This is a genomic window from Spirillospora albida (assembly GCF_000718255.1).
Lineage (GTDB): Bacteria > Actinomycetota > Actinomycetes > Streptosporangiales > Streptosporangiaceae > Spirillospora > Spirillospora albida.
Genome location: NZ_JOFJ01000008.1, coordinates 56,711 through 83,107, shown reverse-complemented (window position 1 = coordinate 83,107; position 26,397 = coordinate 56,711). Strand labels below are relative to the sequence as shown.

At 74.7% G+C, this 26,397-nt stretch carries 24 protein-coding genes; 10 read left to right on the top strand and 14 right to left on the bottom strand.

What is annotated here, in order from left to right:
* Positions 1-24: 24 nt before the first annotated feature.
* Positions 25-405 (bottom strand): DUF3499 domain-containing protein, encoded by a 381-nt coding sequence (locus IE99_RS0113035; protein WP_030168947.1) that lies wholly within the window; start codon positions 403-405, stop codon positions 25-27.
* 242 nt (positions 406-647) lie between these two features.
* On the opposite strand from IE99_RS0113035, the gene IE99_RS0113030 reads away from it, so the two are divergent.
* The gene (locus IE99_RS0113030; protein ID WP_030168944.1) at positions 648-1,064 is read left to right on the top strand and encodes a metallopeptidase family protein; all 417 of its coding nucleotides are present in this window, start codon (positions 648-650) and stop codon (positions 1,062-1,064) included.
* Here IE99_RS0113030 and IE99_RS0113025 read toward each other — a convergent pair.
* The 4 genes from IE99_RS0113025 to IE99_RS32650 all read right to left on the bottom strand — a co-directional run bounded on the left by IE99_RS0113025 (position 1,061) and on the right by IE99_RS32650 (position 7,205).
* On the bottom strand, positions 1,061-2,488 hold the full coding sequence (locus tag IE99_RS0113025) for a DUF5719 family protein (RefSeq protein ID WP_030168941.1): 1,428 nt from the start codon (positions 2,486-2,488) through the stop codon (positions 1,061-1,063). The two genes, IE99_RS0113030 and IE99_RS0113025, sit on opposite strands and share 4 nt — an antisense overlap.
* Positions 2,489-2,490: 2 nt before the next feature.
* On the bottom strand, positions 2,491-5,694 hold the full coding sequence (locus tag IE99_RS0113020; protein WP_030168938.1) for a glycosyltransferase family 2 protein: 3,204 nt from the start codon (positions 5,692-5,694) through the stop codon (positions 2,491-2,493).
* A gap of 117 nt (positions 5,695-5,811) precedes the next feature.
* Positions 5,812-6,075, bottom strand: a complete 264-nt coding sequence (locus IE99_RS0113015) for a WhiB family transcriptional regulator (protein WP_030168936.1) — start codon at positions 6,073-6,075, stop codon at positions 5,812-5,814.
* Positions 6,076-6,278: 203 nt separating this feature from the next.
* On the bottom strand, positions 6,279-7,205 hold the full coding sequence (locus tag IE99_RS32650; protein WP_030168933.1) for a hypothetical protein: 927 nt from the start codon (positions 7,203-7,205) through the stop codon (positions 6,279-6,281).
* A gap of 139 nt (positions 7,206-7,344) precedes the next feature.
* Between IE99_RS32650 and cofD the strand changes: the two genes are divergently transcribed.
* Entirely contained in the window at positions 7,345-8,286 is a 942-nt protein-coding gene (gene cofD / locus IE99_RS0113005) for a 2-phospho-L-lactate transferase (RefSeq protein ID WP_030168930.1), read from the top strand.
* Entirely contained in the window at positions 8,283-9,569 is a 1,287-nt protein-coding gene (locus tag IE99_RS0113000) for a coenzyme F420-0:L-glutamate ligase (RefSeq protein WP_030168927.1), read from the top strand. Before cofD ends, IE99_RS0113000 begins: the two co-directional genes overlap by 4 nt.
* A gap of 8 nt (positions 9,570-9,577) precedes the next feature.
* Here the strand turns inward: IE99_RS0113000 and IE99_RS0112995 are convergent, their stop codons facing one another.
* Together IE99_RS0112995 and IE99_RS0112990 are read right to left on the bottom strand one after the other, a co-directional pair.
* Positions 9,578-12,133, bottom strand: a complete 2,556-nt coding sequence (locus tag IE99_RS0112995) for a bifunctional FO biosynthesis protein CofGH (RefSeq protein WP_030168926.1) — start codon at positions 12,131-12,133, stop codon at positions 9,578-9,580.
* An 80-nt stretch (positions 12,134-12,213) separates the two neighbouring features.
* Positions 12,214-13,173, bottom strand: a complete 960-nt coding sequence (locus IE99_RS0112990) for a LysR family transcriptional regulator (RefSeq protein ID WP_030168923.1) — start codon at positions 13,171-13,173, stop codon at positions 12,214-12,216.
* A 157-nt stretch (positions 13,174-13,330) separates the two neighbouring features.
* Here IE99_RS0112990 and IE99_RS0112985 point away from each other — a divergent pair, with 157 nt between their 5' ends.
* Positions 13,331-13,543 (top strand): hypothetical protein, encoded by a 213-nt coding sequence (locus tag IE99_RS0112985; protein WP_157610251.1) that lies wholly within the window; start codon positions 13,331-13,333, stop codon positions 13,541-13,543.
* Between the two features lie 21 nt (positions 13,544-13,564).
* Here IE99_RS0112985 and IE99_RS0112980 read toward each other — a convergent pair whose 3' ends face one another.
* Complete coding sequence (locus tag IE99_RS0112980) at positions 13,565-14,695, bottom strand: helix-turn-helix domain-containing protein (protein WP_030168918.1); 1,131 nt, start codon at positions 14,693-14,695, stop codon at positions 13,565-13,567.
* Positions 14,696-14,824: 129 nt separating this feature from the next.
* Here IE99_RS0112980 and IE99_RS0112975 point away from each other — a divergent pair, with 129 nt between their 5' ends.
* From IE99_RS0112975 to IE99_RS0112960, 4 genes are read left to right on the top strand one after another with little or no spacing between them, the layout of a single operon-like run.
* Positions 14,825-16,180, top strand: a complete 1,356-nt coding sequence (locus IE99_RS0112975; protein ID WP_030168915.1) for a flavin-containing monooxygenase — start codon at positions 14,825-14,827, stop codon at positions 16,178-16,180.
* Entirely contained in the window at positions 16,177-17,010 is an 834-nt protein-coding gene (locus IE99_RS0112970; RefSeq protein ID WP_211258801.1) for an SDR family NAD(P)-dependent oxidoreductase, read from the top strand. The genes IE99_RS0112975 and IE99_RS0112970 overlap by 4 nt, the downstream gene beginning before the upstream one ends.
* On the top strand, positions 17,007-18,341 hold the full coding sequence (locus IE99_RS0112965; protein ID WP_030168909.1) for an MFS transporter: 1,335 nt from the start codon (positions 17,007-17,009) through the stop codon (positions 18,339-18,341). The genes IE99_RS0112970 and IE99_RS0112965 overlap by 4 nt, the downstream gene beginning before the upstream one ends.
* Entirely contained in the window at positions 18,338-19,033 is a 696-nt protein-coding gene (locus tag IE99_RS0112960) for a TSUP family transporter (protein WP_051712453.1), read from the top strand. Before IE99_RS0112965 ends, IE99_RS0112960 begins: the two co-directional genes overlap by 4 nt.
* Positions 19,034-19,050: 17 nt before the next feature.
* Here the strand turns inward: IE99_RS0112960 and IE99_RS0112955 are convergent, their stop codons facing one another.
* The 4 genes from IE99_RS0112955 to IE99_RS0112940 all read right to left on the bottom strand — a co-directional run bounded on the left by IE99_RS0112955 (position 19,051) and on the right by IE99_RS0112940 (position 23,058).
* The gene (locus IE99_RS0112955; protein ID WP_030168899.1) at positions 19,051-19,941 is read right to left on the bottom strand and encodes a DNA-3-methyladenine glycosylase family protein; all 891 of its coding nucleotides are present in this window, start codon (positions 19,939-19,941) and stop codon (positions 19,051-19,053) included.
* Between the two features lie 47 nt (positions 19,942-19,988).
* Positions 19,989-21,056 (bottom strand): mannose-1-phosphate guanylyltransferase, encoded by a 1,068-nt coding sequence (gene manB / locus IE99_RS0112950; RefSeq protein WP_030168896.1) that lies wholly within the window; start codon positions 21,054-21,056, stop codon positions 19,989-19,991.
* Between the two features lie 38 nt (positions 21,057-21,094).
* On the bottom strand, positions 21,095-22,252 hold the full coding sequence (locus tag IE99_RS0112945; RefSeq protein ID WP_030168893.1) for a glycosyltransferase family 4 protein: 1,158 nt from the start codon (positions 22,250-22,252) through the stop codon (positions 21,095-21,097).
* A gap of 95 nt (positions 22,253-22,347) precedes the next feature.
* Entirely contained in the window at positions 22,348-23,058 is a 711-nt protein-coding gene (locus IE99_RS0112940; protein ID WP_030168890.1) for a class I SAM-dependent methyltransferase, read from the bottom strand.
* Positions 23,059-23,126: 68 nt separating this feature from the next.
* On the opposite strand from IE99_RS0112940, the gene IE99_RS0112935 reads away from it, so the two are divergent.
* Entirely contained in the window at positions 23,127-24,113 is a 987-nt protein-coding gene (locus tag IE99_RS0112935; protein ID WP_030168887.1) for a lysylphosphatidylglycerol synthase transmembrane domain-containing protein, read from the top strand.
* Positions 24,110-24,433 (top strand): thioredoxin, encoded by a 324-nt coding sequence (gene trxA / locus IE99_RS0112930; RefSeq protein WP_030168886.1) that lies wholly within the window; start codon positions 24,110-24,112, stop codon positions 24,431-24,433. Before IE99_RS0112935 ends, trxA begins: the two co-directional genes overlap by 4 nt.
* Here trxA and IE99_RS0112925 read toward each other — a convergent pair.
* Both IE99_RS0112925 and IE99_RS0112920 read right to left on the bottom strand, forming a co-directional pair.
* Positions 24,414-25,496 carry a glycosyltransferase family 4 protein gene (locus IE99_RS0112925; RefSeq protein ID WP_030168883.1) on the bottom strand — a complete coding sequence of 361 codons (1,083 nt, stop codon included), beginning with the start codon at positions 25,494-25,496 and terminating at the stop codon, positions 24,414-24,416. The genes trxA and IE99_RS0112925 overlap by 20 nt on opposite strands.
* Entirely contained in the window at positions 25,496-26,380 is an 885-nt protein-coding gene (locus IE99_RS0112920; RefSeq protein WP_037559334.1) for a glycosyltransferase family 2 protein, read from the bottom strand. The genes IE99_RS0112925 and IE99_RS0112920 overlap by 1 nt, the downstream gene beginning before the upstream one ends.
* Between the last annotated feature and the right edge of the window lie 17 nt (positions 26,381-26,397).

The following is a 26,397-nucleotide window of genomic DNA, read 5'->3' as shown; positions in this document are numbered from 1 at the left end:
CGGGGGCGCGCAGGCGGCCGAGGCTCAGTCCTGCCCCGGCTGGGTCGCGGCGGGCTCCGAGCGCAGCACCCGCAGATGCCCGCGGCGGCCCACCTCCGTGCCCTGCCCGACGGGCTCCTGCCCGCCGCCGGGCGCGGGCTTCGCGGCCTCCCGGACGGCGTCGGCGAGCGCCTCGAGGTCGTCGCTGCTCGGCTCGGACTCCGTCTCGACCGGAAGCCGGACGAGCTCCCAGCCCATGGGAGCGGTGAGCCGCTCGGAGTGCTCCGCGCACAGGTCGTAGCAGTGCGGCTCGGCGTACGTGGCGAGCGGCCCCAGGACCGCGGTCGAGTCACGGTAGACGTACGTGAGCGTGAAGACTGCGGGCGCCTTGCAGGCGGTGCGAGAGCAGGTGCGGACGGGGCTCACGATGGCCGACCGTACCCCTGTCCCGCCGACTCCGCCACCATCCCGCCGCACGTGTCGCCGTTACCGCCAGATTTCCCAGACAACAGTCACTTATCGCACACCCGAGGGCGACACCACGTCACCAAGCCCGCTCGGAGCCGGGCGACGCGGTGATCGCGCGCAGCGCCCGCCGAAGGAGCGCGCTGCGGCGCCTGACGCCGAGGGTGCCGCGGCGAACGGAGTAATCTAGGGATGTGCCACGTGTGGAAGGTGGGCGGCGGCGCGATCGACACGGTCGCGGGGTCCGCGGGCCTCTGACACCGCCGCGGGCGCCGGTGTCCCGGAGCCGCGCGGAGCGGTTCGACGGCCTCGTCCGCGAGGAGGTCGGCCGGCTCGGGCGCCGCTGGGGGCGCGAGCTGTCCCGGGTCGAGTTCACGGTGGAGGACGTCCCGGAGATCGAGCCGTGGTTCGAGGGCCCCGTCCCGCTCGGCGAGACGCTGCCCGGCGAGAACGGGCGGCCGGTGCGGATCACGGTGTTCCGGCGTCCGGTGGAGGCGCGCGCGACGGGCGAGGCGGAGCTCGGGCGGCTGATCCGTGACCTGCTCGTGGAGGAGGTCGCCGACCTGCTGGGCCTGTCCCCCGAGTCGGTCGACCCCAGCTACGACTCCCCCGACGACTAAGGGATCAGGACGCTCTGCGAGTCGCCCACGGCCGGCTGCCGCAGGGTGGTGGGCGCCGGGACGACGGGCAGCACGGTGAACCGGAAGTCGGCGCCCTTGCCCGTCCCCATGGTGCGGGCCGCGTGGACGGGGCCGGAGCCGGGCCGCGGGGTGATCGTGACCGGGAAGCCGTCCTCGCCGCCCGGCGGCGGGGTCAGGCGCGTCTCGATCGTCCGGCCCGCCGGGATCGCGATCTCCTGCGGGGCGCCCTGCCCGCCGGTGATCCGCACGGTCGCGGCGCCGGCCGGGGCCGTCAGCGCGAGGTAGGAGCCGAACCGGTTCGCGGCGATCACGCCGCCCCCCTCGTCGCCGAGCGGCGGGGTGGCGGCGCCGTAGGCGACGTCGGCGCCGCGCCTGGCCGCGTAGCCCGCGAGGATCGGCCGGTCGGACGTCAGCCGCACGGCGGCCACCTTGCCCGTCAGGGCGGGGTGCAGATCGAGCGCGGTGACGGTCTTTGCGGGGGCGTCCAGGACGTCCTGGCCCTGCGGGGCGAACGCGCCGTCCGCCGTCAGGACCTGGATCCCGATGCGGGCGTCGGCGTCGCCGGGGACCGCGACGAGCAGCCTCCGCTCCCCGGACCCGCCCGCCACGCCGGGGACGAGCACGGAGCGGGCGGGGGCGGGCGAGAGCGGCACCCAGTCCACGCCCTTGCCCGCGCCGAGCCGGATCCGCAGGGAGGCGGCGACCCGGCCGCTGGTCGCGCGGACGCGCAGGGCGAGGTCGTGGGCGGTGTCGACGATGTCGCCGAGGCCGTCCGCCGACTCGCCGATCGCGATGACCTTGGTCGTGTTCGGCGGGATGGGGACGGCCCGCCCGTCGGGCGTGTCGAGCGGCCCTTCCCCGGACAGGGCGGTGAGGTCGACGGACGCGGGCTGCGCGTCGACGTTCGTCAGGTGCAGGTCGATGGCGTCGGCGGCGACGGGGCCGTGGCCGAGGAACCAGTGGTCGGTGCCCGGCGCGGCGCAGCGGACGGCGGCGAGGCCCCGGTCGCCGCCGTCGGGCCGGTGGGCGCTCTGCTCGGCCGCGAGCCCGGCGGCGGGGGTGCCGCCCGCCCGGACGGCGACCGCCTTCGCGGCCGCTCCGACGTCGCGCGCCCATGCCTGGCCGGGGCCGCTCATGGCGCCGACCGCGCCGCCGCCGATCTCCGCGATGTCGACGCGCCCGCCGGTGCGGCCGTCCTGCTCGAGGGTCTGGACGCCGATGCGGGCGTCCTCGCGTCCGGGGCACACCAGGACCGCCGCGGTGACCGGCACCCGGCTCTCCACCGCCGCCGCCCGCCCGTCCGGGCGCGAGAACGTCGCGGCGCCGTAGAGCGCCGCCACCGCCACGACCATCAGCCCGGCGGCGGCGTACCGCGTCCCCAGCAGCCTGATCACCCGGTCCATGGTCACGAGCGCTCCTCGGTGAGGACGGGTGTCTCCGCCGGCGGCGTCTCCTGGCCGGCACGCCGGGCGCGGTGGGCGCGGTGGGCGCGGTGGAGAAGGTTCGGCCCGCGGCGGCGGCGTGACGGGGCGCGCTCGCCCGTCGGCATCAGATGGCCCGGCTGGGCCCCCGGCAGCGCGAGGATCGCGACGAGCACCGCCGCGGCGCCCTGGACGACCAGCCAGGTATGGCGGAGCCGCTCGCCCCGGGACAGGGTCAGGTCACCGCCCTGGGCGGGCACGTCGTAGCCCTGCGCCCAGCCGTCCACGACCCGGCCCTTGAGCTCGGCGCCGTTCAGGGTGGCGCGCCAGCCGCCGTCGGACGGCTCGGTGAGCAGCAGCGTGCGGTTCGCGCCGCCCGCCGGGATGAGGACCCGGGCGTCGACCTCTCCGGCCGGGAGCGGCGTCATGGTGGCGCCGTCGAGCAGCAGCAGGCGTCCGGCGGGGGCCTGGAGGCGCCACGCGGCGAACGTGCCGGTGCGGCTGAGGCGGGTCAGCTCGGGCGAGGCGTCGAGCACCCGCGTGACGGGGTCGGAGGCGGGGTTCGGAACCAGCACGTACTGGACGCCCATACGGGTCAGCGCGTGCCCGTCGTCGCCCTCGCGCCCGGTGGCCAGCGCGGCGACGAGGCCGTCGAGGCGGCGGCGGACGGGCCCGTCGGCCGGCGTCTCGGCCTCGCCCAGCCGGGGCCGGTCGCCCCGCAGCACCGTGTAGGCGACGCGCCCGGACGGCTCCCGGCGCAGGACGAGCGTCCGCGGCCCCTCGGCGCCCCGCACGAACGCGGGCACCGCGTCGGGGTCGAGGCGGTCGAGCGGCCCGGACGCGCCGCGCGCCACCCAGGACCCGGCGGCGGCCAGGGGCGCGGTCAGCGCGGCGGCGACCACGACGGCCCCGCCCGCGCGGTAGACGAGGTGCCGGTCGGCGAGCGCGGCGGCGCCGCGCTGGACGGCCGCGGACGCGGCGACCAGGAGTCCGGCGCCCGCGACGAGCAGCGCCGGTCCGGGCCAGGCGTGCGCCTCGTCCGCGCCCTTCGGGACGGTCATCGCGGACGTCAGCACCGCGACGAGCAGGCCGCCGACCGCGATCAGCCAGCCGGCGAGGACGGTGCCGCGGCGGGCGCGGAGCACCAGCGCGCAGGCGGCGGCGCCGAGCAGCCCCGCCGTCGCCCACCAGGCGGGCGTGCCGGGGCCGCCGGGGACGAGCGCGATCAGTTCGGCGGCGTCCGGCGGCGCCGTGGCGCGGTGCAGGCCCGCCTCCAGCAGGAAACGGGACGGGTGGAGCAGCAGCCCCACCGTCCAGGGGAGCAGCAGGAGCGGCGGGACGGCGAGCGCGACCGCGAGGTCACGGCGGGCGGGCCGGTGATACAGCGCCCACGCGGCCCCGGCGCCCGCGAGGGCCAGCGGCCACACCAGCGGCACGAACGCCATCGCGACCGTCAGCAGCAGCCCGGTCGCCCACGCGGCGCAGCCCGCCCGCTTGCGGCGCGTCCGGGCGTCGGGGGCCGTCGGCCGGTAGACGATGGTGGCCCGCGTCGCGATGAGCGGGAGCAGGACCAGGACGACGGCGGTGCCGAGCCGGCCGCCCGCGATCGCGCCGGTGGCGGCGGGCAGCAGCGCGTACGTCGCGGCGAACCAGGCGCGGACGGCGGTGACGGGGACGCGGCGGCCCGTCGCGCGGGCGGCCCGCCGCCCGGTCCGGGCCGGTTCGCGGATCAGCGTCCGGGAGGCGCGGTACGCGGTCAGCCCGGCGAGCGGGACGCTGCCGAGCAGCAGCAGCGACACGACCAGCCACGGCTTCCCGAACAGGAGCGTGGACAGCACGGCGAGGACGCCGACGTATGGGGGGCTGCCCGCGTCCGTGCCGAGCCCGACGGGCTGCCAGCCGGACAGGTACAGCTCCCACAGGTCGCTCGCCCCGCCCCACGCGGGGACGAGCGCGCCGCCGCCGAGCCGCCCGCCGGCGGTGACGAGGGTGCGTTCGGCGGCGACGGCGACGGCGGTGAGGCCGAGGACGAGCAGCACGCCGGGCCGCGCGAGCAGCCGCCGGACCGGGCCGGGCTCGTCGGCGGTCGGTTCGTCGCCGTCGTCGCGTTCGCGGGCCGCGATGAACTCGTGGACGGCCTCCGCGAGCCGGCGGAGCGCGACCCGGCGCGGCTGGAACCGGCGGACGCTGCGGTGCACCCGCGCCCGCCCCGCCGCGCGGACCTGACGCGCCCGCCGCAGCCCGCCGGGGTCGCGCAGCACGTCGGCGAGCGCGCGGAGCTCCTCGCGCGCCGCGTCCGGCCGCTTGACGAGCAGCAGGCGCAGCGCGTGGACGAGCGACGACCAGATGTTGCGGAGCAGGGTCCGCGCGGCGGCGCCGGAGGGCTGGTTGGCGAGCAGGGTGCGCAGCGCGTTGCGGCGGTCGAGGCGGGCCGGGGCGTCCGCCGTCATGCCGATCTCGCGGAGCCCGCGCCGGGCCGCCTCCGCGTGGTGGACGACGGCGTCGGTCGCGACGACGACGCGGTGGCCGGCGGCGTGCGCCCGCCAGCAGAAGTCGACGTCCTCGCGGAACATGCCGTAGGTGACGTCGAAGCCGCCGAGCCGGTCCCACACGTCGCGGCGGACGAGCATCCCGGCGCTGCCGACGGCGAGGACGTCGCGGACGCCGTCGTGCTGGCCCTGGTCGAACTCGAGGCGGTCCAGGCCCGTCCAGCGGCGGCCCGCGCCGTCGATGGAGACGCCCGCCTCGCGCAGGACGCGCCGGTCGCCGAAGTCGCGGACCTTGGGGCCGAGGACGGCGATGCTCGGGTCGCCCTCGGCGGCCCTCAGCAGGTGCGCGAGGGCGTCGTGGGCGGGCATCGAGTCGTCGTGCAGCAGCCAGAGCCACTCGGTGCGGGGCACGCCGGGGTCGTCGTCGGGGACGGGGCGGTGCGCCGCGTCGTGCCGGAGGGCCTCCGCGACGGCCTCGCCGTACCCGGTCGTGCGCGGCAGGGTGAGGACGGTGCCGGTGCCGACGACCTCGGCGAGGACGGCCGGGCCGCGGTCGCGGCTCCCGGTGTCGACGGCGACGAGGCGCTGCACCGGCCGTGCCTGGGTGAGCAGCGCCTTGAGCGTCTCGGGCAGCCACCGCGCGCCGTCGTGGGCGACGAGGACGGCCGTGACGACGTGGCGATCGAGAGTGGGCGACAAGGGGGGTCCCTCGATCTGTGGGACGACGTTCGGCAGCCGTGCCGACCACGCGGGCCGGCACGGCTGACCACTGTACGACGCGGCGCCGCCGCCCGCGATCCCCCCGGACGTCGCGGTCTAGACGGCCTGGCGCTTCAGTTTGCGGCGCTCCCGTTCGGAGAGGCCGCCCCAGATGCCGAAGCGTTCGTCGTGCTGAAGCGCGTACTCGAGGCACTCCGTCCGGACCTCGCAGGCCCGGCACACCTTCTTCGCCTCGCGCGTGGATCCGCCCTTCTCCGGAAAGAACGCCTCCGGGTCGGTCTGCGCGCACAGTGCGCGTTCCTGCCAGCCCAGCTCTTCGTCGTCTGTGCCGTGCGCCAGCGGGATGACCACCTCGCTCACAGCGCACCTCCTGCCCGTGTAACCCCCTGGTCAGCACCTTCTCTCGTGTTACTTCCCCCGAGATGGCGCTGAAACTACAACCACGAAATTACACGGGTGTAAGGGGCGCTCCGTCAAGCGGAACGGGTTTGCCGGGAGGCATGGACGGTTATGTGGTGATGCGCGGGATGACCTTTGGTTGAAGATCCGTTAAACGGCGGGGATCACTGCGGCGGACGGTTGTCGCGGTACCAGTCCCCGCCCTGCTCGCCCTGCCGCGGCTGGGTGCCCTGCGGGTTCTGGTCGCCGCCTCCGTACGCCCGCGTCCACTCGCCGATCTCCTCGTTCTCGGCGGGCTGCTGCTGGCCGTACTGCTGCTGCCCCTGCTGGCCCTGCTGCTGCTCGTAGCCGGGCTGGCCGTACCCCGGCTGGCCGTACTGCTGCCCGGCCTGGCCCTGCTGCTGGTAGTCCTGCTGGCCGAACTGCTGCTGGTGGTGACCCGGCTGGCCCTGCGGGCCGGTGCCGTACTGCTGCTGCCCGGCCTGCCCCTGCTGGTAGTCCTGCTGGCCGAACTGCTGCTGGCCGTACTGCTGCTGGCCCTGCTGCTGCTCGTAGCCGGGCTGCTGGCCGTACTGCTGCCCGGCCTGGCCCTGCTGGTAGCCGTAGTCCGGGTAGCCCTGCTGCATCTGCTGCGGCTTCGGGCGGGCGGGCTGGAGCTTCTGGAAGACGGTGAACAGGAACCAGCCGGCCGCGGCGGCCACCGCGAGCTTCGCCGCGCCGACGAGGAACGCCGCCAGCTTCAGGGCCATCCCGTAGTCGATCACCTCGTTGCCGGCGAGCATCCCGCCGAGCCAGCAGATGACGCCGAACAGCATGACGCCGCCGAGGACGCCGAGCGCCCCCATCGTGATCGTCTTCGCCTGCCCGGTGGGGGTGTCGCCCCACGCGGCCAGCAGGACGGCGACCACGAGCAGGCCGATGACGGAGAGCTGCGTGAACGACCCGTCGGTGGTCTCACTGAGGGCGCGCTGGGTGAACTCTCCCTTGCCGCCCAGGAGCATGATGAGCCCTGCCAGCAGATGGACGCCCGCCGCGGCGAGCAATACCCAGGCGGCCGGTTCCCGCAGGCGCTGGACGGCTTCCTTGTTCACGGCGACTTCTCCAGACGAAGGCAATCGGTTCTACGGCAAAGCTTTGCACATCCCGCCCGTCCTCGTCCGCTCCGCCATACCGCCGGAGGCGCGGCACCGCCGTCGGGACCGGCACTCCGCGCGCCATAGGGTGAGCAGTATGAAGATCGTGGCGCTGGCGGGCGGCATCGGAGGTGCCCGCTTCCTGCGCGGACTGCGCGCGGCGGCCCCTGAGGCCGAGATCACCGTCATCGGCAACACCGGCGATGACATCTCCCTTTTCGGGCTTCGGGTCTGTCCCGACCTGGACACCGTCATGTACACGCTCGGCGGCGGCATCGACGAGGAGCAGGGCTGGGGCCGGAGCGGCGAGACGTTCGCCGTGAAGGACGAGCTCGCCGCGTACGGCGTGGGGCCGTCGTGGTTCGGTCTGGGCGACCGCGACTTCGCGACCCACATCGTCCGGACGCAGATGCTCGCGGCGGGCTACAAGCTGTCGGCGGTCACGGAGGCGCTGTGCGCCCGGTGGAGGCCGGGCGTCCGGCTGCTGCCGATGACCGACGACCAGGTCGAGACGCACGTCGTGGTGACCGACCCGGAGAAGGGGCGGCGCGCGATCCACTTCCAGGAGTGGTGGGTGCGGCTGCGGGCGTCGGTGCCGGCGGAGTCGATCGGGGCGGTCGGCGCGGACGACGCGAAGCCCGCGCCGGGCGTCCTCGCGGCCCTCGACGAGGCGGACGTGGTGCTGTTCCCCCCGTCGAACCCCGTGGTGAGCATCGGGACGATCCTGGCGGTCCCCGGCATCCGGGACGCCGTCGCGGCCAACACCGTCGTCGGCGTCTCCCCCATCATCGGCGGCGCGCCGGTGCGCGGGATGGCCGACGCGTGCCTGACCGCGATCGGCGTGGAGACCTCGGCCGCCGCGGTCGGCGCGCTCTACGGGCCGGGCCTGCTGGACGGCTGGCTCGTCGCGGAGGCGGACGCGGACGTGCGCGTCGACGGCGTCGAGGTGCGCTCGCGGCCGCTGCTGATGAGCGACCCGGAGGCCACCGAGGAACTCGCCCGCGCGGCGCTCGACCTCGCCCTGGAGCTGAAGCGATGAGGCTGGACATCTTCGGGATCACCGGGCTGCCGGAGGTCGCCGAGGGCGACGACATCGCGGCGCTGGTGCCGGCGGACGCGGTGCGGGACGGGGACGTCCTCGTCGTCACCTCGAAGATCGTCAGCAAGGCGGAGGGCCGGGTCCTGGTCGCGGCCGACCGGGAGAAGGCCATCGACGCCGAGACCGTCCGGGTCGTGGCGCGGCGGGCGCACGCCCGCGGCGAGACCCGGATCGTGGAGACCCGGCAGGGGCTCGTCCTGGCCGCCGCCGGGGTGGACGCGTCCAACACGGCGGCCGGAACCGTCCTGCTGCTCCCGGAGGACCCCGACGCGTCGGCGCGGCGGATCCGCGCGGGCCTGCGCGAGCGGCTCGGCGCGGACGTCGCCGTCATCGTGTCCGACACGCTCGGGCGGCCCTGGCGCAACGGCCTGACGGACGCGGCCATCGGTGTCGCGGGCCTGGAGCCGCTCGCCGACCTGCGCGGCCGGGACGACGCGCACGGCAACCGCCTCGAGGCCACGATCACGGCCGTCGCGGACGAGATCGCGGCGGCGGGCGAGCTGGTCAAGGGCAAGCTGGAGGGCGTCCCGATCGCGGTCGTCCGGGGCCTGGCGCCGCTCGTCACCCCGGAGGACGGGCCGGGCGCGCGGGCGCTGGTCCGCCCGCCCGAGGAGGACATGTTCCGGTACGGCTCCGCCGACGTCCTGCACGCCCGCCGGACGATCCGCGAGTTCACCGACCAGCCCGTCGACCCGGAGGCGGTCCGGCGCGCGGTCGCCGCCGCGATCACCGCTCCGGCTCCGCACCACACCACACCGTGGCGGTTCGTCCTGCTGGAGTCCGCCGGGTCGCGGGTCCGGCTGCTGGACGCGATGCGGGACGCGTGGGAGGCCGACCTCCGCCGTGACGGCTTCTCCGAGGAGTCGATCGCCAAGCGGCTGCGGCGCGGCGACGTGCTGCGCCGCGCGCCCTACCTCGTCGTCCCGTGCCTGGTCATGGAGGGCTCGCACGACTACCCGGACGAGCGGCGGTCCCGTGCCGAGCGCGAGATGTTCGTCGTCGCGACGGGCGCGGGCGTGCAGAACCTCCTCGTGCAGCTCGCGGTCGAGGGCCTCGGGTCCTGCTGGGTGTCGAGCACGATGTTCTGCCGCGACGTCGTCCGCCGGACGCTCGGCCTGCCGGACGCCTGGGACCCGATGGGCGCGGTCGGCGTCGGCCACGCGGCGGCGCCGCCCCGCGTCCGGCCGCCGCGGCGGCCGGACGCGTTCATCGAGGTGCGCTAGGCGGACCGCTAGACGACGGGCTGCAGGGGGAGGGCCTTGCGGCCGAAGTGGCCGATGCCGTCGGTGCGGCGGGACGCCTCCAGGCGTTCCGCCGGGACCTCGCCGTAGAGGGTGGTGCGCTGCTTCGCGGGGCGGCCCGCGCGCGCCGCGATCGCCTCCAGTTCGCTGATGGCCTTGAAGGAGCCGTTCTCCGACCCGGCCATGCGGCTGATGGTCTCCTCCATGAGCGTCCCGCCGAGGTCGTTGACGCCGCCGCGCAGGACGCGCGTGCAGAGCTCGTCCCCCAGCTTCACCCAGGACGTCTGGATGTTGCGGATCGCGCCGTGCAGCAGGATGCGCGCGAGCGCGTGCACGGCGACGTTCTCCCGGACGGTCGGCCCCGGACGCGCCAGACCCGCCAGGTAGATGGGCGAGTTGTGGTGGACGAACGGGAGGAGCACGAACTCGCTGAACCCGCCCGTCCGCTCCTGGATCGAGCGCAGCAACTTGATGTGCGCGACCCAGTGCGACGGGGTGTCGACGTGGCCGTACATCATCGTGGACGTCGTCGGGATGCCGATCTCGTGCGCGGTGGTGACGACCTCCACCCACTGGTCGGTGGGCAGCTTGCCCTTGGTCAGCACCCACCGGACGTCGTCGTCCAGGATCTCGGCGGCGGTGCCGGGCAGCGAGTCGACGCCCGCCTCCTTGGCCGCCTGGAGCCACTCGCGGATCGACATGTCCGTCCGGGACGCGCCGTTCACGACCTCCATCGGGCTGTAGGAGTGCAGGTGGATGTCGGGGGCGCGGCGCTTCACCTCGCGGGCGAGGTCGAAGTAGGCGGTGCCGGGCAGGTCGGGGTGGATGCCGCCCTGCATGCAGATCTCGGTGGCGCCGGCCGCCCACGCCTCGTCGACGCGGTCGCCGACCTGCTGGAGCGACAGGGTGTAGGCGTCGGCGTCGGTCCGGCGCTGGGCGAACGCGCAGAACCGGCAGCCGGTGTAGCAGACGTTGGTGAAGTTGATGTTGCGGGTGACGACGTAGGTGACGTCGTCGCCGACGGTGTCGCGGCGCAGGTCGTCGGCCAGTCCGGTGAGCGCGTCGAGTTCGGGGCCGTCCGCGTGCAGGAGGGCGAGGGCCTCGTCGTCGGAGAGTCCGGCGGGGTCGCGCTCCGCCTTCGCCAGGGCGGCCTTGACGTCGGCGTCGAACCGCTGGGGGGCGCTCATGCGCTCCCTGAGGGCGTCCCAGTCGCCGTAGACCTCGTCGAAGTCGTCGCGGCGGTCGCTCGCGCGTCCGAGGGTGTCGATCTCGGTGTGCAGGTCGGTGCGTCCCGAGGCGGCGAACCCGCCGTCGGGCTCCTGCCAGGGGCGGCCCTCCAGGACGGCGTCCTCGCGGGCCAGGCCCGTCGCCGGGTCGGCCAGCGCGGAGACGTGGCCGACCAGGCGGGGGTCGAGCCACGGCTCGCCGCGCCGGACGTACTCGGGGTAGATCGTGAGGCGCTCGCGCAGGGTGAAGCCGGACTCGGCCGTCCGCGCCGCCAGCTCGTCGATCTGCGGCCAGGGCCGCTCGGGGTTCACGTGGTCGGGCGTCAGCGGGGACACGCCGCCCCAGTCGTCGATCCCGGCGCGCAGCATGAGCGCGAACTCCTCGGCGACGAGGTTCGGCGGCGCCTGGATGCGCGCCTTCGGGCCGAGGACGAGCCGGGTCACCGCGATCGTCGCGGCCAGCTCCTCGAGCTCCGCGTCGGGGGTGGCGCGCATCTTCGTGTCCGGCTTCGCGCGGAAGTTCTGGACGATCACCTCCTGGATCGCCCCGTACTCCCGCATCGTCCGGCGGATCTCGAAGATCGCGTCGGCGCGCTCTTCGATCGTCTCGCCGATGCCGATGAGGATGCCGGTGGTGAACGGCACGTTCGTGCGTCCGGCGTCCTCCAGGACGCGGAGCCGGACGGCGGGGTCCTTGTCCGGGGATCCGAAATGGGGGCCGCCGCGCTCGGTGAACAGGCGGGTCGCGGTGGTCTCCAGCATCATGCCCATGGACGGCGCGACCGGCTTGAGCCGCTGGAAGTCGCGCCAGCCGAGCACGCCGGGGTTGAGGTGCGGAAGCAGGCCCGTCTCCTCCAGCACCCGGATGGCCATGGCGCGGACGTAGGAGAGGGTGTCGTCGTAGCCGTGGGCGTCCAGCCACTCGCGGGCGGCCTTCCAGCGGTCCTCGGGGCGGTCGCCGAGCGTGAACAGGGCCTCCTTGCAGCCCATGGCGGCGCCCTGGCGCGCGATCTCCAGGACCTCGTCGGGGCTGAGGTAGGGCGCGTCCAGCTTGTGGGGGACGGTCGCGAAGGTGCAGTAGCCGCAGCGGTCGCGGCAGAGCCGGGTCAGCGGGATGAAGACCTTGCGGCTGTAGGTGATGACGCCGGGGCGGCCGGCCGCGTCGAGGCCGGCGTCCCGGGTGCGGGCGGCGTGGGCGAGGAGTTCGTCGAGCCGCGCACCCCGGGCGTGCAGCAGCGTGGCGGCCTCGGAACGGTCAAGTGTCTTACCGTCGCGCGCACGGGCGAGGGCCCTGCGGAGCGAGTTCTCGGTGACCTCCATGCGGGCACTCTATGCCAAACGTCATAATTTGTGCCGCGCCGGGGGCCGGGATATCGATCGCAGCGACGCGCGGGCCGGTTCTATTCCCCGCCGGGCTGGAGGATTCCGCGGGTCAGGCTGGGACGGTGGGCGGCCAGCTCGTCGGCCGACCGGCGCAGCTCCTCCAGGACGGCCCGGACCGAGGGCCGCACGTCGGCGCCGACCCGCGTCCACAGGACCATCCGCCGGTCCACGCGCGCCTCCGCGATGTCGCGGACGACGATGCCCTGCTGCTGCTCCGCCAGCGCCAGGTCGGGGATGACGCCGATCGCGTCGCCGCGCGCGATCATCGCGAAGATGACCAGGAGGTCGTTCGTGCGGTAGCGGACATCGGGCCGGAAGCCGCCGAGCTCCACGCACGTCCGCTCCAGGAGATCGGCGTGGTTCGTGCCGACATGACCGGTCGCCCAGGCGCAGTCCGCGAGATCGGCCATGCGCAGCGGGCCGTCGCCGGCCGCGCGCGGGTGCGCCTCCGGCAGCGCCAGCCGCATCTTCTCGGTGATCAGCACCTCGGCCCTCAGCTCCGGGCGCTTCGGACGCGGCAGATGGGAGTACTCGTCCGTCAGGACGACGTCGATCTCCTGCAGCACGAGCGCCTGCAGGACGCGCGAGAACTCCTCGTCCAGGACGTCCACGGCCAGTTCCGGGTACTGGGCCGCGAGCCGGGGCAGGGCGGGCGCCAGAACGTGGAGCAGGGCGGTCTGGAACCCCACGACCTTCACGACGCCCGCGACGCGCCCGCTCGCCGCGACCGCCGCCTCCTGCGCGCGGTGGGCCGCGGACAGCAGCTGCTCGGCGTGCTCGGCGAGGACCTCGCCGGACTCGGTCAGGCGGAGCCGCCGACCCACCCGCTCGACGAGCCGGACGCCCGACTCCCTCTGCAGCTGGGCGAGCTGCTGGGACACCGCCGAGGGGCTGTAGCCGAGGGACTCGGCGACCGCGCCGACCGTCCCGCGCAGCTTGAGTTCGCGCAGGACGCGCAGCCGGCCGAGATCCAACATCGTGAAGCGATTCTTACACAATCCCTGCAGTAATGGTCGCTGGACCTGAACGATTTCGGACTCCACACTGGAGATGCGACGGAAACGGCGGCCACCCCGCCGGCCCGAATCGCCCCGCGCGGGAAGGTCTCCGGTTCTCTTCGGAAGGACACTTCCAATGTTGTACGTATTCGCTTTGTTCGTCCTGCTGGCCGTGCTCGGCCCGCTGCTCGGCTCCGACAGCCGGGACGGCCTCGACTGGGCACGCCACCACTTCTGGCTCCGCCGGACGGCCGGCCCGTCGAAGGCCGCGAAGGCCGCCGCGTCCGTCCCGGCCCCCGCGGGCCGCGCCCAGGCCGACGCCTGCCGGACGATTCCGGCCGCGGGCTGATCTCCGGCGGGCGCGGGCCGGTCAGCCCGGTTCCCGCGCCTGCCAGGCACGGCACAGCCACCAGGCGTCCACCGCGCCGAAGGTGCCCATCGGATCGATCCCGGTGACGTCGGTGAAGCGCTGGACGCGGTTGCGCACCGTGTTGGGGTGCACGAAGAGGCGTGCCGCGGCCGACGCGTAGTCCCTGTCCCCCTCCAGCCAGGCCCGCACCGCATGGGCCAGCGGCGCGGCACCGGGCCCCAGCGCCTCCCACGCCTCCCGATGGTGGTCGAAGAGGGCCGCCGACAGGTCCGCGCGCTCGGCCATCGCCGCGAGGGCGGCCACCTCCGCGATGTGGACCACGCCGGTTCGCCCGGCGGACTCCGCCGCGGCCAGGGCCGCGACCGCCAGCCGGCGGGCGGTCGCCAGGTCCTCCGGCCCCGCCGGTCCCGCCAGCCCGGCGGGCACATCACCACCGGTGACGCGCGCGGCGGGGGGCCGCGCCAGGACACCGATGAGCAGATCGTCCACCACCGCGACCACCACCGGCGGCTGGTCGCGCAGCGTCCGTTCCAGCGCCACCGCCATCGCCGGCCGCGCGGCCAGCACGCGCAGCCCGCCGGACGACGGCAGGCCCGCCTCGGCCGCGGCCAGCGCGGCGGCCGACCCCCCTTCCAGCAGCCGCCGCAGGATCGCCTGGTCCCGGCCGCCGGGCCGGGGATCGCGGTCCAGGCCCGCGTCGCGATGAGCGGTGATCAGACGCTCCCGGACGGCGTCGGCCCAGTCGTCGTAGAGCTCCCGCGCGTCCAGCAGGCGGCCGGGGTCCACGCCCTCGGCGCCCGCCAGCTCACGCGCCCGCGACCAGATCGCGCGCTCGGCGACGTGGATCGCGCCGAGCACCGCCTCGATCGGGATTCCCTGCCGGGCCCGCGTGATCGCCAGTTCCTGGACGAACGACAGCTCCGCCTCGGTCGGTCCGCGGCGGTCCGCCAGCGCCCGGGTCGCGGCGACGAGCAGCGCGCGGGTGTGCCCGGCCACGTCGGCGGGCGGCAGCGCCGAGATCCCCGGCACGGTGCTCCGCACACCCGACACCGCCGACGCCAGCACGTCGGGATCGGCGACGACCCGCTCGATCAGTTCGGTCACCGGACCCCAGGCGGCGCTGCCATGCATCCGGCCATCATGGCGGTCCTTGTGAGAATGAACAAGCGAAGCCGCGAATCGGGTGATCCAGGCCACCTGTTTCGCCGCGACCTGTCCCTACTCTTTGGACGTCCACACAATCACGTCCGAAGGTGAAGCATGACCACCACCCGCCGGATCGCGGTGATCGGCGCCGGGGCGTCCGGGCTCGCCGCCGCCAAGGCGCTGCTCGACGCGGGGCTCGAGACCGTCGTGTACGAGAAGGGCGACCGGCCCGGCGGCCTGTGGGCCCGCGGCAACGCGAGCGGCCTGTCCCCCGCCTACGCCTCGCTGCACCTCAACACGAGCAAGGGCCGCACGCAGTTCGCCGACCTCCCCATGCCCGCGCACTGGCCGGACTACCCGTCCGCCGACGCCGTCGCCGGCTACCTCGCCGACTACGCCGAGCGGTTCGGCGTCGTCCCGCACATCCGCTACGGCCGCGCCGTCGGCTCCGTGGAGAAGGCCGGCGACACGTGGACGGTGACGACCGAGGCCGGCGACACCGGACGGTACGACGCCGTGATCGTCGCGAACGGCCACAACTGGGACCCCCGACTGCCCGACCCCGCCTACCCCGGCGACTTCTCCGGCGACCAGATGCACGCCCACGACTACCGCACACCGGACGTCTTCGCGGGCAGGCGGGTGCTGGTGGTCGGGATGGGCAACTCCGCCATGGACATCGCCGTCGACGCCTCCCACGTGTCGCGCGGCCCCGTCCTGCTGTCGGCCCGGCGCGGCGTCCACATCGTCCCGAAGTACCTGTTCGGACGGCCCGCGGACGCGACCGGCGGCGCCCTCGCCGCGCTGCCGTGGCGGCTGCGCCAGCGGATCGCGCAGACCCTGCTGCGCCTCGCGGTCGGCACGCCGCAGAGCTACGGGCTGCCCGCGCCCGCGGGGGGCCTCTTCCAGAACCACCCGACGATCAGCGACACGATCCTGCACCGCCTCACCCACGGCGAGGTCGCCGCGCGTCCCGGCGTCGAGCGCCTGGACGGCGGGCGCGTCGTCTTCGCCGACGGCACCGCCGACCCCGTCGACGTGATCGTCTGGGCCACCGGCTACCGCGTGACCATCCCGTTCCTGCCCGAAGACCGGCTGGGCCCCGACCCGGAGAGGCTGCCGCTCTACAAGCGCGTCTTCCACCTGGACGACCCGAGCCTCGCCTTCGTCGGGCTGATGCAGTCCACCGGCGCGGCGCTCCCCGTCGTGGAGGCGCAGGCGAAGCTGGCCGCCGCGTTCTTCTCCGGCGCCTATGCTCTGCCTCCCGCCGCCGACCAGCGGCGCGCCGTCGCCCGCGCCCTGCGGGACGCCGTCGACCGGTGGGGCCCGGACGCGCGGCCCCACATGCGCATCGACTTCGACCGGTACGTGGCCGACCTGCCCACGGAGATCGCGGCCGGGCGCACCCGGCGCCGCCGCGGCGCCGGCCTGCCCTTCACCCCCGCCGAGCACGAGGAGATCGCCCCGTGAACCGCCGAGAAGCCCGCGACCTGCGCGTCATCGTCACCGGAGCGTCCGGCACCTTCGGCCGGGCGCTGTGCGAGCGGCTCAGCGGCCTCGGCGCCCGCGTCGTCGGGCTGGACGTGGCGCCCCGCGCGGACGACCCGGTCGAGGTCATCGCCTGCGACATCACCGACGACGCGGCCGTCCCCGCCGCGGTGGCCGAGGCGGTCTCCCGGCTCGGCGGGCTGGACCTGCTGGTCAACAACGCGGGGATCGGCGGTCCCGCCCCGGCCGAGCTGCCGCCGGGCGCGGAGGTCCGCCGCCAGCTCGACATCAACCTGCTCGGCACCTGGCGCGTCACCGCCGCCTGCGTCGACGCCCTCGTCGCGTCGGAGCGGCGCGGCCGGGTGATCATGCTGACATCCCGGATGGCCGTCATGCAGCTGCCGCTCGCCGCCGCGTACGGCGCGTCCAAGCGGGCGCTCGTCGCGTACGCCGACGCGCTCCGCCTGGAGCTCGGCACCCACGTGGACGTCACGTGCGTCTACCCGTCGGCGGTGCGGAGCCCCATCCACGACTCCACGGCGGCCGCCGGGCTGTCCCTGGAGGGGATGAGCCAGTACGAGCCCCTCGAAGGCGTGATCGACACCGTCCTGCGCGCCGCGCTGGGCCGGCGGCCCCGCCGCGACATGCCCACCACCCGGCGCGGTGCCGTCGAGTTCTTCCTGGCCCGCCACCTTCCCCGGGTCACCGACCGGATCGTCGCCAAGACGCTCGCCGGACGCGTCCGCTCGGGCGCCTTCCAGGGCGCCGAGCTGGCCGCGGGCGTCGTGCGCCGGCACGGGGCGGGCGAGTGAGCGCGCTCGACACGGCGGCGGCACCGGCCGCGGGCCGCGCGCGCGGCGGCGACCTCGGCAGGTACGCCACCGGCTCGCTCGGGATGGGCGTGTGGGTCACCGTCCCCGGCCTGCTGCTGCTCTACTTCCTCACCCACACGCTGGGCGTCCCGTCCTTCCTGGCCGGGCTCACCCTGCTCCTCCCCAAGATCGTCGACGCGGTGGTGCACCCGTGGCTCGGCACACTGTCCGACCGCCGGGCGCGCAGGACCGGGCACCGGCGCGGCATGCTCGCCTTCGGGCTGCTGCTCGGCATCGCCATGACCGCGATGTTCAGCGTCCCGCCCGCCCTGTCCGGCGGGACGGCCGCGCTGTGGGTCGGTTTCTGGTTCATCGTCGGCAACCTGCTCTTCGCGTGCTTCCAGGTGCCGTACCTGACCACGCCGTCCGACCTGGAGGTCGGCTACCACGAGCGCACCCGCGTGTTCATGTTCCGCATGCTGTTCCTGACCGTCGGGCTCCTCGGCGCGGGCGTCGCGGCACCGGCGCTGGTCGAGGCGGGCGGCCGCGGCGACTACGCCCGGATGGCGCTGCTCCTGTCCGTCGTCATGGTCGTGTCGGGGGCCGTCGCCATCACCGGGGTGCGGGGCCTCACCCGCCACCTCGGCTTCCGGATGCCGGACGGCGAGGGCCACTCGTTCGTCGAGGACGTCCGCGTCGCGATGCGGGACCGCGACTTCCGCGCCCTCGTCCTGTCGTACCTGTTCACGGGGACGACCACGCACCTGTTCCTCGCGGCGGTGCCGTTCTACACCGAGTACGTCTTCGACGACGGCAAGCTCACCGCCGTGTTCATGGGCGCCTTCCTCGGCCCGGCCGTCATCGCGGGCCCGGCATGGATGTGGTTCTCGAAGCGCATCGGCAAGCAGAAGGGCCTGCTGCTCTGCCAGGCGGTCTTCGTCGCGGGGTCGCTGGCCCTGCTGCTCGGCGAGATGCTCGGCGTGGCCGCGTCCGTCGGCGTGACCGTCCTGCTCGGCACGGCCTTCGCGGGGCTCCAGCTGTTCGCCTTCTCGATGGTCCCGGACGCGGTCGCCGCCGCCGGGGCCCGCGCCGGCGCCTACACCGGCGTGTGGACGGCGACGGAGGCCACCGGCACGGCGATCGGCCCCTACATCTACTCGGCCGTCCTCGCCGCCGGGGGCTTCGTGTCCGTGACCGCCGGGGAGTCGGTGGCCCAGTCGGACGCCGCGCTCACCGCCGTGCTCGTCGGCTTCACCGTCGTCCCTGCGGTCGTCATGCTGGTGGCCATGGTGTTCCAGGCGCGCTGCCGTCTCGACCGGAACACGCGTTGACCGAGGCCCTCGCGCTGCTCGGCATCCTGCTGGGGGCGACGGCCCAGTCGGCGACGGGCATGGGGTTCTCGCTCCTGGCGGCACCCGTCCTCGTCCTGCATCTGGGCCCGCGCGAGGGGGTCTCCGTCACGCTCGTCCTCGCCGTGCTCTGCTCGGCCGTCGCGCTGCTGCGCGACGGCCGGGACGCGGACGCGGGCCAGGTGACCCGCCTCCTCGTCCCGACGCTGCTGTGCACGCCCGTCTACGCCCTGGCCCTGAAGTCGGTGGACGCCCACCTGCTCGCTCTCGCCTCGGGCGGGTGCGTCGTGCTCGCCGTGGGACTGCTGGCGTCCGGCGTCCGCTGGCCGTGGCTGCGCCGCCCGGAGGGCGCCGTGGCGGCCGGAGCGAGCAGCGCCCTGCTGAACGTCGTCGGCGGCGTGGGCGGCCCACCGATCGGCCTGTACGCGGCCAACGCGGAGTGGGGCCCGGCCGCCACCCGGGGCAACCTCTGCCTGTACTTCCTGGTGCAGAACGCGGTGACGCTCGCCTTCCTGGGGTTCGTCCTGCCCGAGCCCTTCCATTTCGCCGCGCTGGCCGGGGGCACCGCCGCCGGACTGTCCCTCGGCCGCCGGATGCCCGCCCGCGTGCTGCGCACCGCCGTCCTCGGCGCCTCCCTGTGCGGCGGCCTGGGCCTGATCGGCGGCGCGGTGTGATCGGCGGCGCGGTCTGATCAGAACGACCGGTAGTCGCGCACCGGCAGCCGGGGGCCGCGGCGCGGCGGACGCCGGCCGGACGCCAGCAGCAGCCGGGTGACCCGGTGCCGGTGCCCGGCGTAGGGCTCCAGCAGCTCCAGCATCCCGGCGTCGTCGACCTTCCGCCCGGCGAGCGCCCAGCCGACCAGGCCGGGCAGGTGGTAGTCGCCGACGGAGACGGCGTCGGGATCACCGGCCGCGCGCTGCCGGACCTCCGCCGCCGTCCACACGCCGATGCCGGGCAGCGACCGCAGCCGCCGCTCGGCCGGGTCCTCCTCCAGCCGCGCCGCCACCCGGGCGGCCCCGATGATCGTCCGGGCCCGGACGGCCTCCAGTCCCGACCGGTGCCACTCCCATGACGGGATCCGGATCCAGACGGCGGGCGGCGGCGGCACCCGCATCCCCTCGGGCGCGCCCGGCGCGGGCTCACCGAACCGCCGCAGCAGGTAGCCCCAGCCGCGCCACGCCTCCTCGGCGAGCACCTTCTGCTCCATGACCGCGGGCACGAGCGCCTCGAACACCCTGTTCGTCCGCCCGATCCGCAGGCCCGGCCGCTTCCGCATCTGCTCCCGGACGACGTCGTGCCGCGCCTCGAACCCCTCGGGCGAGTCGGCGGCGCCGAGCAGGTCCGGCACGCCGGCCAGCAGCCATCCTGCCCCCGGCCCCCAGGCGGCGGCCTCGACGGCGCCGGCGGCGAGCCGCACCCGGAGCGTGCCCGGCCCGTCCGGCGTGAACGACGCCCGCCAGACGGTCCCGTCCGGCTCGGCCCGGAACGCCGGATCGTGGTGGCCCCGCCGGTGCGGCCGCAGCGTACCGAGCAGATCCACCGGCCACGGCGGCCGCCACACCCGCGTCTGCACCACGCTCACGCCACCGGCTCCTCAGCCCTGCTGGACAGAGTGACGATATCCGCCGATCAGGTGTCGGTGGAGAAGCGGACGGCCGTCGGCGGCAGCTCGATGCCCGGCCAGACGCGCAGGCCGCCGCGCAGCTCGTTGCCGGGGCCGACCACCGCGCCGTCGCCCAGGATGACGCCGTCCAGGACGGCGCCGGGACCGACGCGGGCGCCCCGGCTCAGCACCGAGTCGCGGACGGTGGCGCCCTCGGCGACGAACGCGTCGTCCAGCAGGACGCTGCCGATCACGGTGGCGCCCGCCTCGACCGTCGCGCCCCGGCCGACGGCCGTGCCGCCGCGGACGACGGCGCCCGGGGAGACGCGGGAGCCGTCCAGGGCCAGCCGCTCGCCCGGGTCGCCCGGCATCGCCGCCGACTCCAGCCTGCCCAGCACGAGGTCGCAGGAGCCGCGCACGAACGCCTCGGGCGTGCCGACGTCCAGCCAGTAGCCCGCCTCGACATGGCCCATCACGACGGAGCCGGACGCGATCAGGGACGGGAACGTCTCCCGCTCCACCGACACGACCTCGCCCTCGGCGATCGTGTCGATCGCGGAGCGGCGGAAGACGTAGCAGCCCGCGTTGATCTGGTTCGTGACCGGGTGGGAGGTCTTCTCCAGGAACGCGGTGACGCGGCCGGCGCCGTCGGTCGGGACGCAGCCGAAGCGGGACGGGTCGTCGACCGTCGTGAGATGGAGGGTGACGGCGGCTCCCGCCTCCTCGTGCACCTTCACCTGCGACCGGACGTCGTGGCCCGACAGGATGTCGCCGTTCAGGATCAGGACGGGCTCGTCGGGGCCGCAGGTCAGCTCGCGGGAGGCGTTGCGGATGGCGCCTCCGGTGCCGAGCGGCTCGTCCTCGCTGACGTAGACGAGCTCGACGCCGTGGGCGTGCGAGCCGAACGCGGCCTCGAACATCTCGGCGCGGTAGGACGTGGCGAACACGATGCGCTCGACGCCGGCGGCGCGGGCGCGCGCGAGCTGGTGCGCGAGGAACGCCACCCCGGCCGTGGGAAGCAGCGGCTTGGGGGTGGAGATGGTCAGCGGGCGCAGGCGGCTGCCCTGGCCTCCGACCAGCAGGATCGCTTCCACTCGGTTCCTTTCTCCACCTCGGGCGTCGTGGCAGGAGCCTAGTGGGTGCGGGAGGTTCGACTGCTTTCGTACTGGTCCACGGCCTTCTGGTAGGACGCCATGTGCGCCTCGGCGGACACCGTCCAGGAGAACTGCTGCGAGCGGGCGTGGGCGGCCTCGGCGAGGGCGGCGCGGCGGCCGTCGTCGTCGAACAGCGACGACAGGATGCGGCCGATGCCCGACGGGTCGGGGTCGGTGTAGGCGACCGCGTCGCCGCCGACCTCGGGGAGGGCGCCCCGGCGGGTCGTGAGGACGGGCGCCCCGCACGCCATGGCCTCCAGGACGGGCAGGCCGAACCCCTCGCCGCGGCTGGGGAGCGCGACGACGAGCGCGCCGCCGAAGAAGCCGGGCAGCGACGCCCACGGCAGGTACCCGGGGCGGACGACGCGCAGCGACAGCGGGACGGTCGCCAGGGCGGCGTCGACGTCGTCGTCCCAGCCGCCGCCTCCGGCGAGGACGAGCGCGGGCGGGTCCGGGCGGTCCGCGCACGCCTTCACCCAGCCGCGGATGAGGCTCGGGACGTTCTTGCGCGGCTCGAGGGCGCCCAGATAGGCGACGTAGGGGTGGCCGTGGAGGCCGAGGCGGTCGGAGACGCGCCGCACGTCCGCCTCGGCCGGACGGCGGAAGACGCCGTGGTCGACGCCGTGGTAGGCGATGTCGATGTGCGCGGGGTCGGCCGACAGGAGCCGCACGAGCTCGTCGCGGGTCGCCCTGGACGGCGCGATCAGCCGGGTCGCGCGGCGGGCCGCGGTGCGGGTCGCCGACTTGATGTACGTCGTCCGGACCGGGTCGTGCAGCTCCGGCTCGGCGAAGTGGATGACGTCGTGGATCGTGACCACGGTCGGCAGGTGCGCGCTGACCGGAATGGTGTAGGTCGGCAGGTGGATGACGTCCGCGCCGACGCTCTCGGCGACATAGGGCAGGCCGGACTGCTCCCAGGCGAGCCGGCTGGCGCGGTGCGTGAGCGCGGCCGGGCCCGCGATGACCCGGGCCCCCGGGACGAGCAGCGCGTAGCGCTCCTCGTCGGCGCGCTGGCACGCGACGGCGAGGTCGGCGCCCAGCGCGTGCAGGGCGACGAGGAGCCCGTCGACGTACCGGCCGAGCCCGCCCCGGTCGGCGGGCACGGTCGTCGCGTCGAGCAGTATCCGCGGCGCCACGGTCCACTCCCCCATCCCGGCCCATCGGACCGCACGTGGCGTAGATCACCCTTTACGGGAGAGCCTACGCCCGGACGGGGGTGATCCGTGCGACCTCAGGCCGCTCTCTTGCGCGCGTGGATCAGGACGATGCTGCCGCGCTCGTTCGGGGCACGCCGGTCGCCCAGCGCGACCAGCGGCGCGAGGGGCGCCGCGGCGTTGAAGCCGACCTTGCCGCCGTAGGTGGAAAGCGACAGGTAGAGGCGTTCCGCCGCGGCGGTCCGGAACTGGTACGAATGCCGGACCAGGTCGAGGCCGCGCTCGTCCATGAGCCGCCGGAGGCTGTCATGGGTGTAGGTGTGCTGGACGTGGTACTTGGCCTTGTGCGCGTCCCGCAGCTTCGGCCAGGCGTCGGCGCGCGACAGCACGTCGGCGGACATGAAGATCTCACCGCCGGGCTTGAGCACGCGCGCCATCTCGTCCAGCGACGTCCCGCCGTCGGCGAAGTGCTCGATCGCGCAGACGGACAGGACCGCGTCGAACGAGCCGTCCCCGAACGGGAGCCGGAGCGCGTCGCATTCGATCAGCGCGGGCGGGTGGGCGAGGGTCCGCCCGTACAGCATCTTCTTGCGGGCGAGGTCGATCGACACGGCCTCGGCGCCGCGCCTGCGCGCCTGCCCGGCCCAGTAGCCGTCGCCGCCGGCCACGTCGAGGACGCGCCTGCCGCGCAGGTCGCGCCCCATCCAGCCGAGGAGGGTCCCGGCCTCGCGGTAGCGGCACACGTGCACCTGGTGGCCCATGAAGGCGACCACATCGGAGAGTTTCATCGCCCCCAACCATAGGGCGCCGCGGCGGCCGGGGCGTCCGTACCGCGCTGTTCGCCTACGCTGTGCGCGTGAAATCCAAGACCGTCGCCATGCGCGTCCTGCGGGTCCTGCTCGTGCTGCTCGCGCTCGGGTTCTGCGCGTACAGCGTGGCCTCGCAGTGGGACGCGACGACCCGCGCGTTCCGGGACATGTCGTGGGCGACCCTCGCCGGGGCGCTGGCCGCCGGGGTCGCGGGCCTGATCGCGTGGATGCTCGGCTGGCGGGCGTTCCTGGCGGGGCTGGGCTCCCCGCTGCCGCTGCGGACGGTGTTCCGGATCTCGGCGATCTCGCAGCTCGGCAAGTACGTCCCGGGCAAGGTGTGGGCGCTGGTCACGCAGATCGAGATGACGCGCGAGCACAAGGTGCCGGCGGAGCGGAGCTTCGGTTCGACGCTGCTGGCGGTGGCGTGCTCGACGGCGTGCGGCCTGGCGGTCGCCGCGGTGACGCTGCCGCTGACGTCCGTGACGGCGCGCGAGCAGTACTGGTGGGCGTTCCTGCTGGCGCCCGTCCTGCTGGTGGGGTTGCACCCCCGGCTGGTGACGTGGGCGCTGGACACGATGCTGCGGCTCATCCGGCGGCCTCCGCTGGAGCGCCCGGTGAGCATCGGGGTGACGCTGCGGGCGATCGGCTGGACGGTCCTCGGCTGGGCGCTGTTCGGCGTCCACACGTGGCTGCTGTGCGCGGCGGTCGGCGGCGACGGCGCCGGGCTGCCGTTCCTCGCGACCGGCGCCTACGCGCTGGCGTTCGTGGCGGGCCTGCTGTTCTTCGTCGCGCCGGCGGGCGTCGGGGGGCGCGAGGCGGCGCTGACGGTGGTGCTGACGCCGGTGCTGCCGGCGGGCGCCCCCGTCGTCGTGGCGATCGCGTCCCGGGTGATCCTCACCCTCGCCGACCTGCTGATCGCGGCCGTGGCCGCGGTCATGGGGCGCGGGTCCGCGCAAGAGGCCCGGCCGGACGGGAATGAAGACGGCGAGCCGGAGCTTGTCACCGGTACGCAGCCGACGAAGGAGACACCGTGACGGCCCCCATCACCGTGACCGACGCGACGTTCGACGCCGAGGTCCTCAAGAGCGACACCCCGGTCCTGGTCGACTTCTGGGCGGCGTGGTGCGGCCCCTGCCGCATGATCGCGCCGGTGCTGGACCAGATCGCGGCGGAGGAGGACGGCCGGATCCGGATCGCGAAGCTCGACTACGACGCCAACCCGCAGACCCCGCAGAAGTACGGGGTGATGGGCCTGCCGACCCTGCTGCTGTTCAAGAACGGCGAGGTCGTCGAGCAGGTCACCGGCGCGAAGCCGAAGCGGGCCCTGCTGAAGGTCATCGAGCCGCACCTGTGAGCTCGTCCAGGTAGGCGTCCCAGACGGGCGTGTGGTCGACCGGGCGGACGCCGGAGCGGAGACGTTCCGGCGTCCCGTCCGCGTAGAAGCGGGTGAGGGCGTCCGCGAGGGACGCGACGTCGTCCGGGGCGCAGACGAGCCCGTCGACGCCGTCGCGGACCTGGGACGCGAAGCCGCCGACATCGGTCGCGATGACCGGGATGCCGTACTCGTAGGCCATCCACACGTTCTGCGAGGCGGTGGCCGTCCGGTACGGGAGGACGAGCGCGTCGGCGTCGGCGAACAGGCCGGGCACGTCGGCGGCGGGCACGTAGCCCGGACGCAGGTCCACCCGTCCGTCCAGGCCCAGCTCGGTGATGAGCGCGCGGGTGTCGTCCAGGCCGCCCCAGAACTCGCCCGCCACGGTCAGCGCGACATCGTCCGGCCCCTTGGCGAGGGCGCGGAGCAGGACGTCCAGCCCCTTGTACGGGCGGACGATCCCGAAGAACAGCAGCCGGCGGCGCACCCGGGCGTCGTCCGCCCTCGCGGCGTGCGGGACCGGCAGGTGCGCGGGCATCTCCGCGACCCGGACCGGGCTCCCCGTCAGCCCCCGCGCCAGTTCCGCCTGCGCCGCCGTGTGGACGAGCACGCCGTCCACCCTCCGCAGCAGCGCCTTCATCAGCGGCACGTCGTACGTTTTGCGCTCGTGCGGCAGCACGTTGTGGCACAGCGCGACGACCCGCGTCCGGCGGCCGACGCCGCGCAGGATCCCGAGGTAGGCCGGGACCTGCACGGGGCTCAGCACCGCCAGGACGACCAGGTCGCGGTCGCGCAGCGCGCGGCCCGTCCGGAACCAGCCGTCGGGCCGCCGCCAGTCGAGGACGCGCCGCGTCGCGGGGAACGGCTCCCCCTCCGGCTCGGAGATCGTCTGCTGCCCCGGGTACAGGAACCCCGGGTACTGGGCCCGCCACGACTCGATGACGACGTCGTGCCCGGCCGCGGCGAACCGGTGGGCGAGCTCGGTGGTGTGGTGCGCGCCCCCGCCCTTGTACGGGAACGCCGGCCCGACGATGGAGATCCGCACTAGACGTCGCCGCGGGACCGGACGATCAGGTCGGCGAGCAGCGCCATCGACGCGATGATCAAGCCGGTAATGAAGATCATCACGGTGTTGTTGGCGAACCGCACGGGGTGCACGACCATGTCGAACACGCCCTTGGCCAGGCCGATCCCGATCAGCCACAGCGCGGGCGGCATCAGCACCTTGAGCGGGTTGAAGTACATGACCATCCGCAGCACCTGGAGGATGTAGCGGTAGGCGTCCTTGGTGAAGTGGAACTTCGACTTGCCGGCCCGCTTCGCGTAGTCGATCGGGACGTACCGGACGGGGTGCTGGTTCGACAGGAACGCGATCGTGATCGTCGTGACGCAGGAGAACCCGGGCGGCAGCAGCCGCAGGTAGGGCCCGGACACGTCGCGGCGGAACGCCCGCAGCCCCGAGTTCAGGTCGGGGATCTTCGTGTTGGTGAGCCGCTCGGCGACCTTGCGGATGAACCACTTGGCGGGCACGCGCAGCGCCTTGTGCGTGCCCTCCTCGCTGGTGCGGGCCCCGACGACCTGGTCGATGGACGGGTCGTCGTCGAGCATCCGGACGAGTTCGGGGATGCGCTCGTTCGGGTACGACATGTCGGCGTCCGTCCACACGACGATGTCGCCGCGCGCCTGCTGGGAGCCGATGCGCCGGACCGTCCCGGAGCCGCTGTTGTGCTGGAACGCGACGACCCGCATCGCCGGGAAGCGGGGGGCCGCGTCGCGAAGGCGGGCGAGGGTCTCGTCGGTCGAGCAGTCGTCGACGGCCAGCAGCTCGTACGTCATGCCGCTGTTGTCCATCGCCTTGCTGATGCGCTCGACCTCGTCGATGACGTGGTCCTGCTCGTTGTAGCAGGGCAGGACGATCGTGACGTGCACGCTGTCCTCGGCGGGGT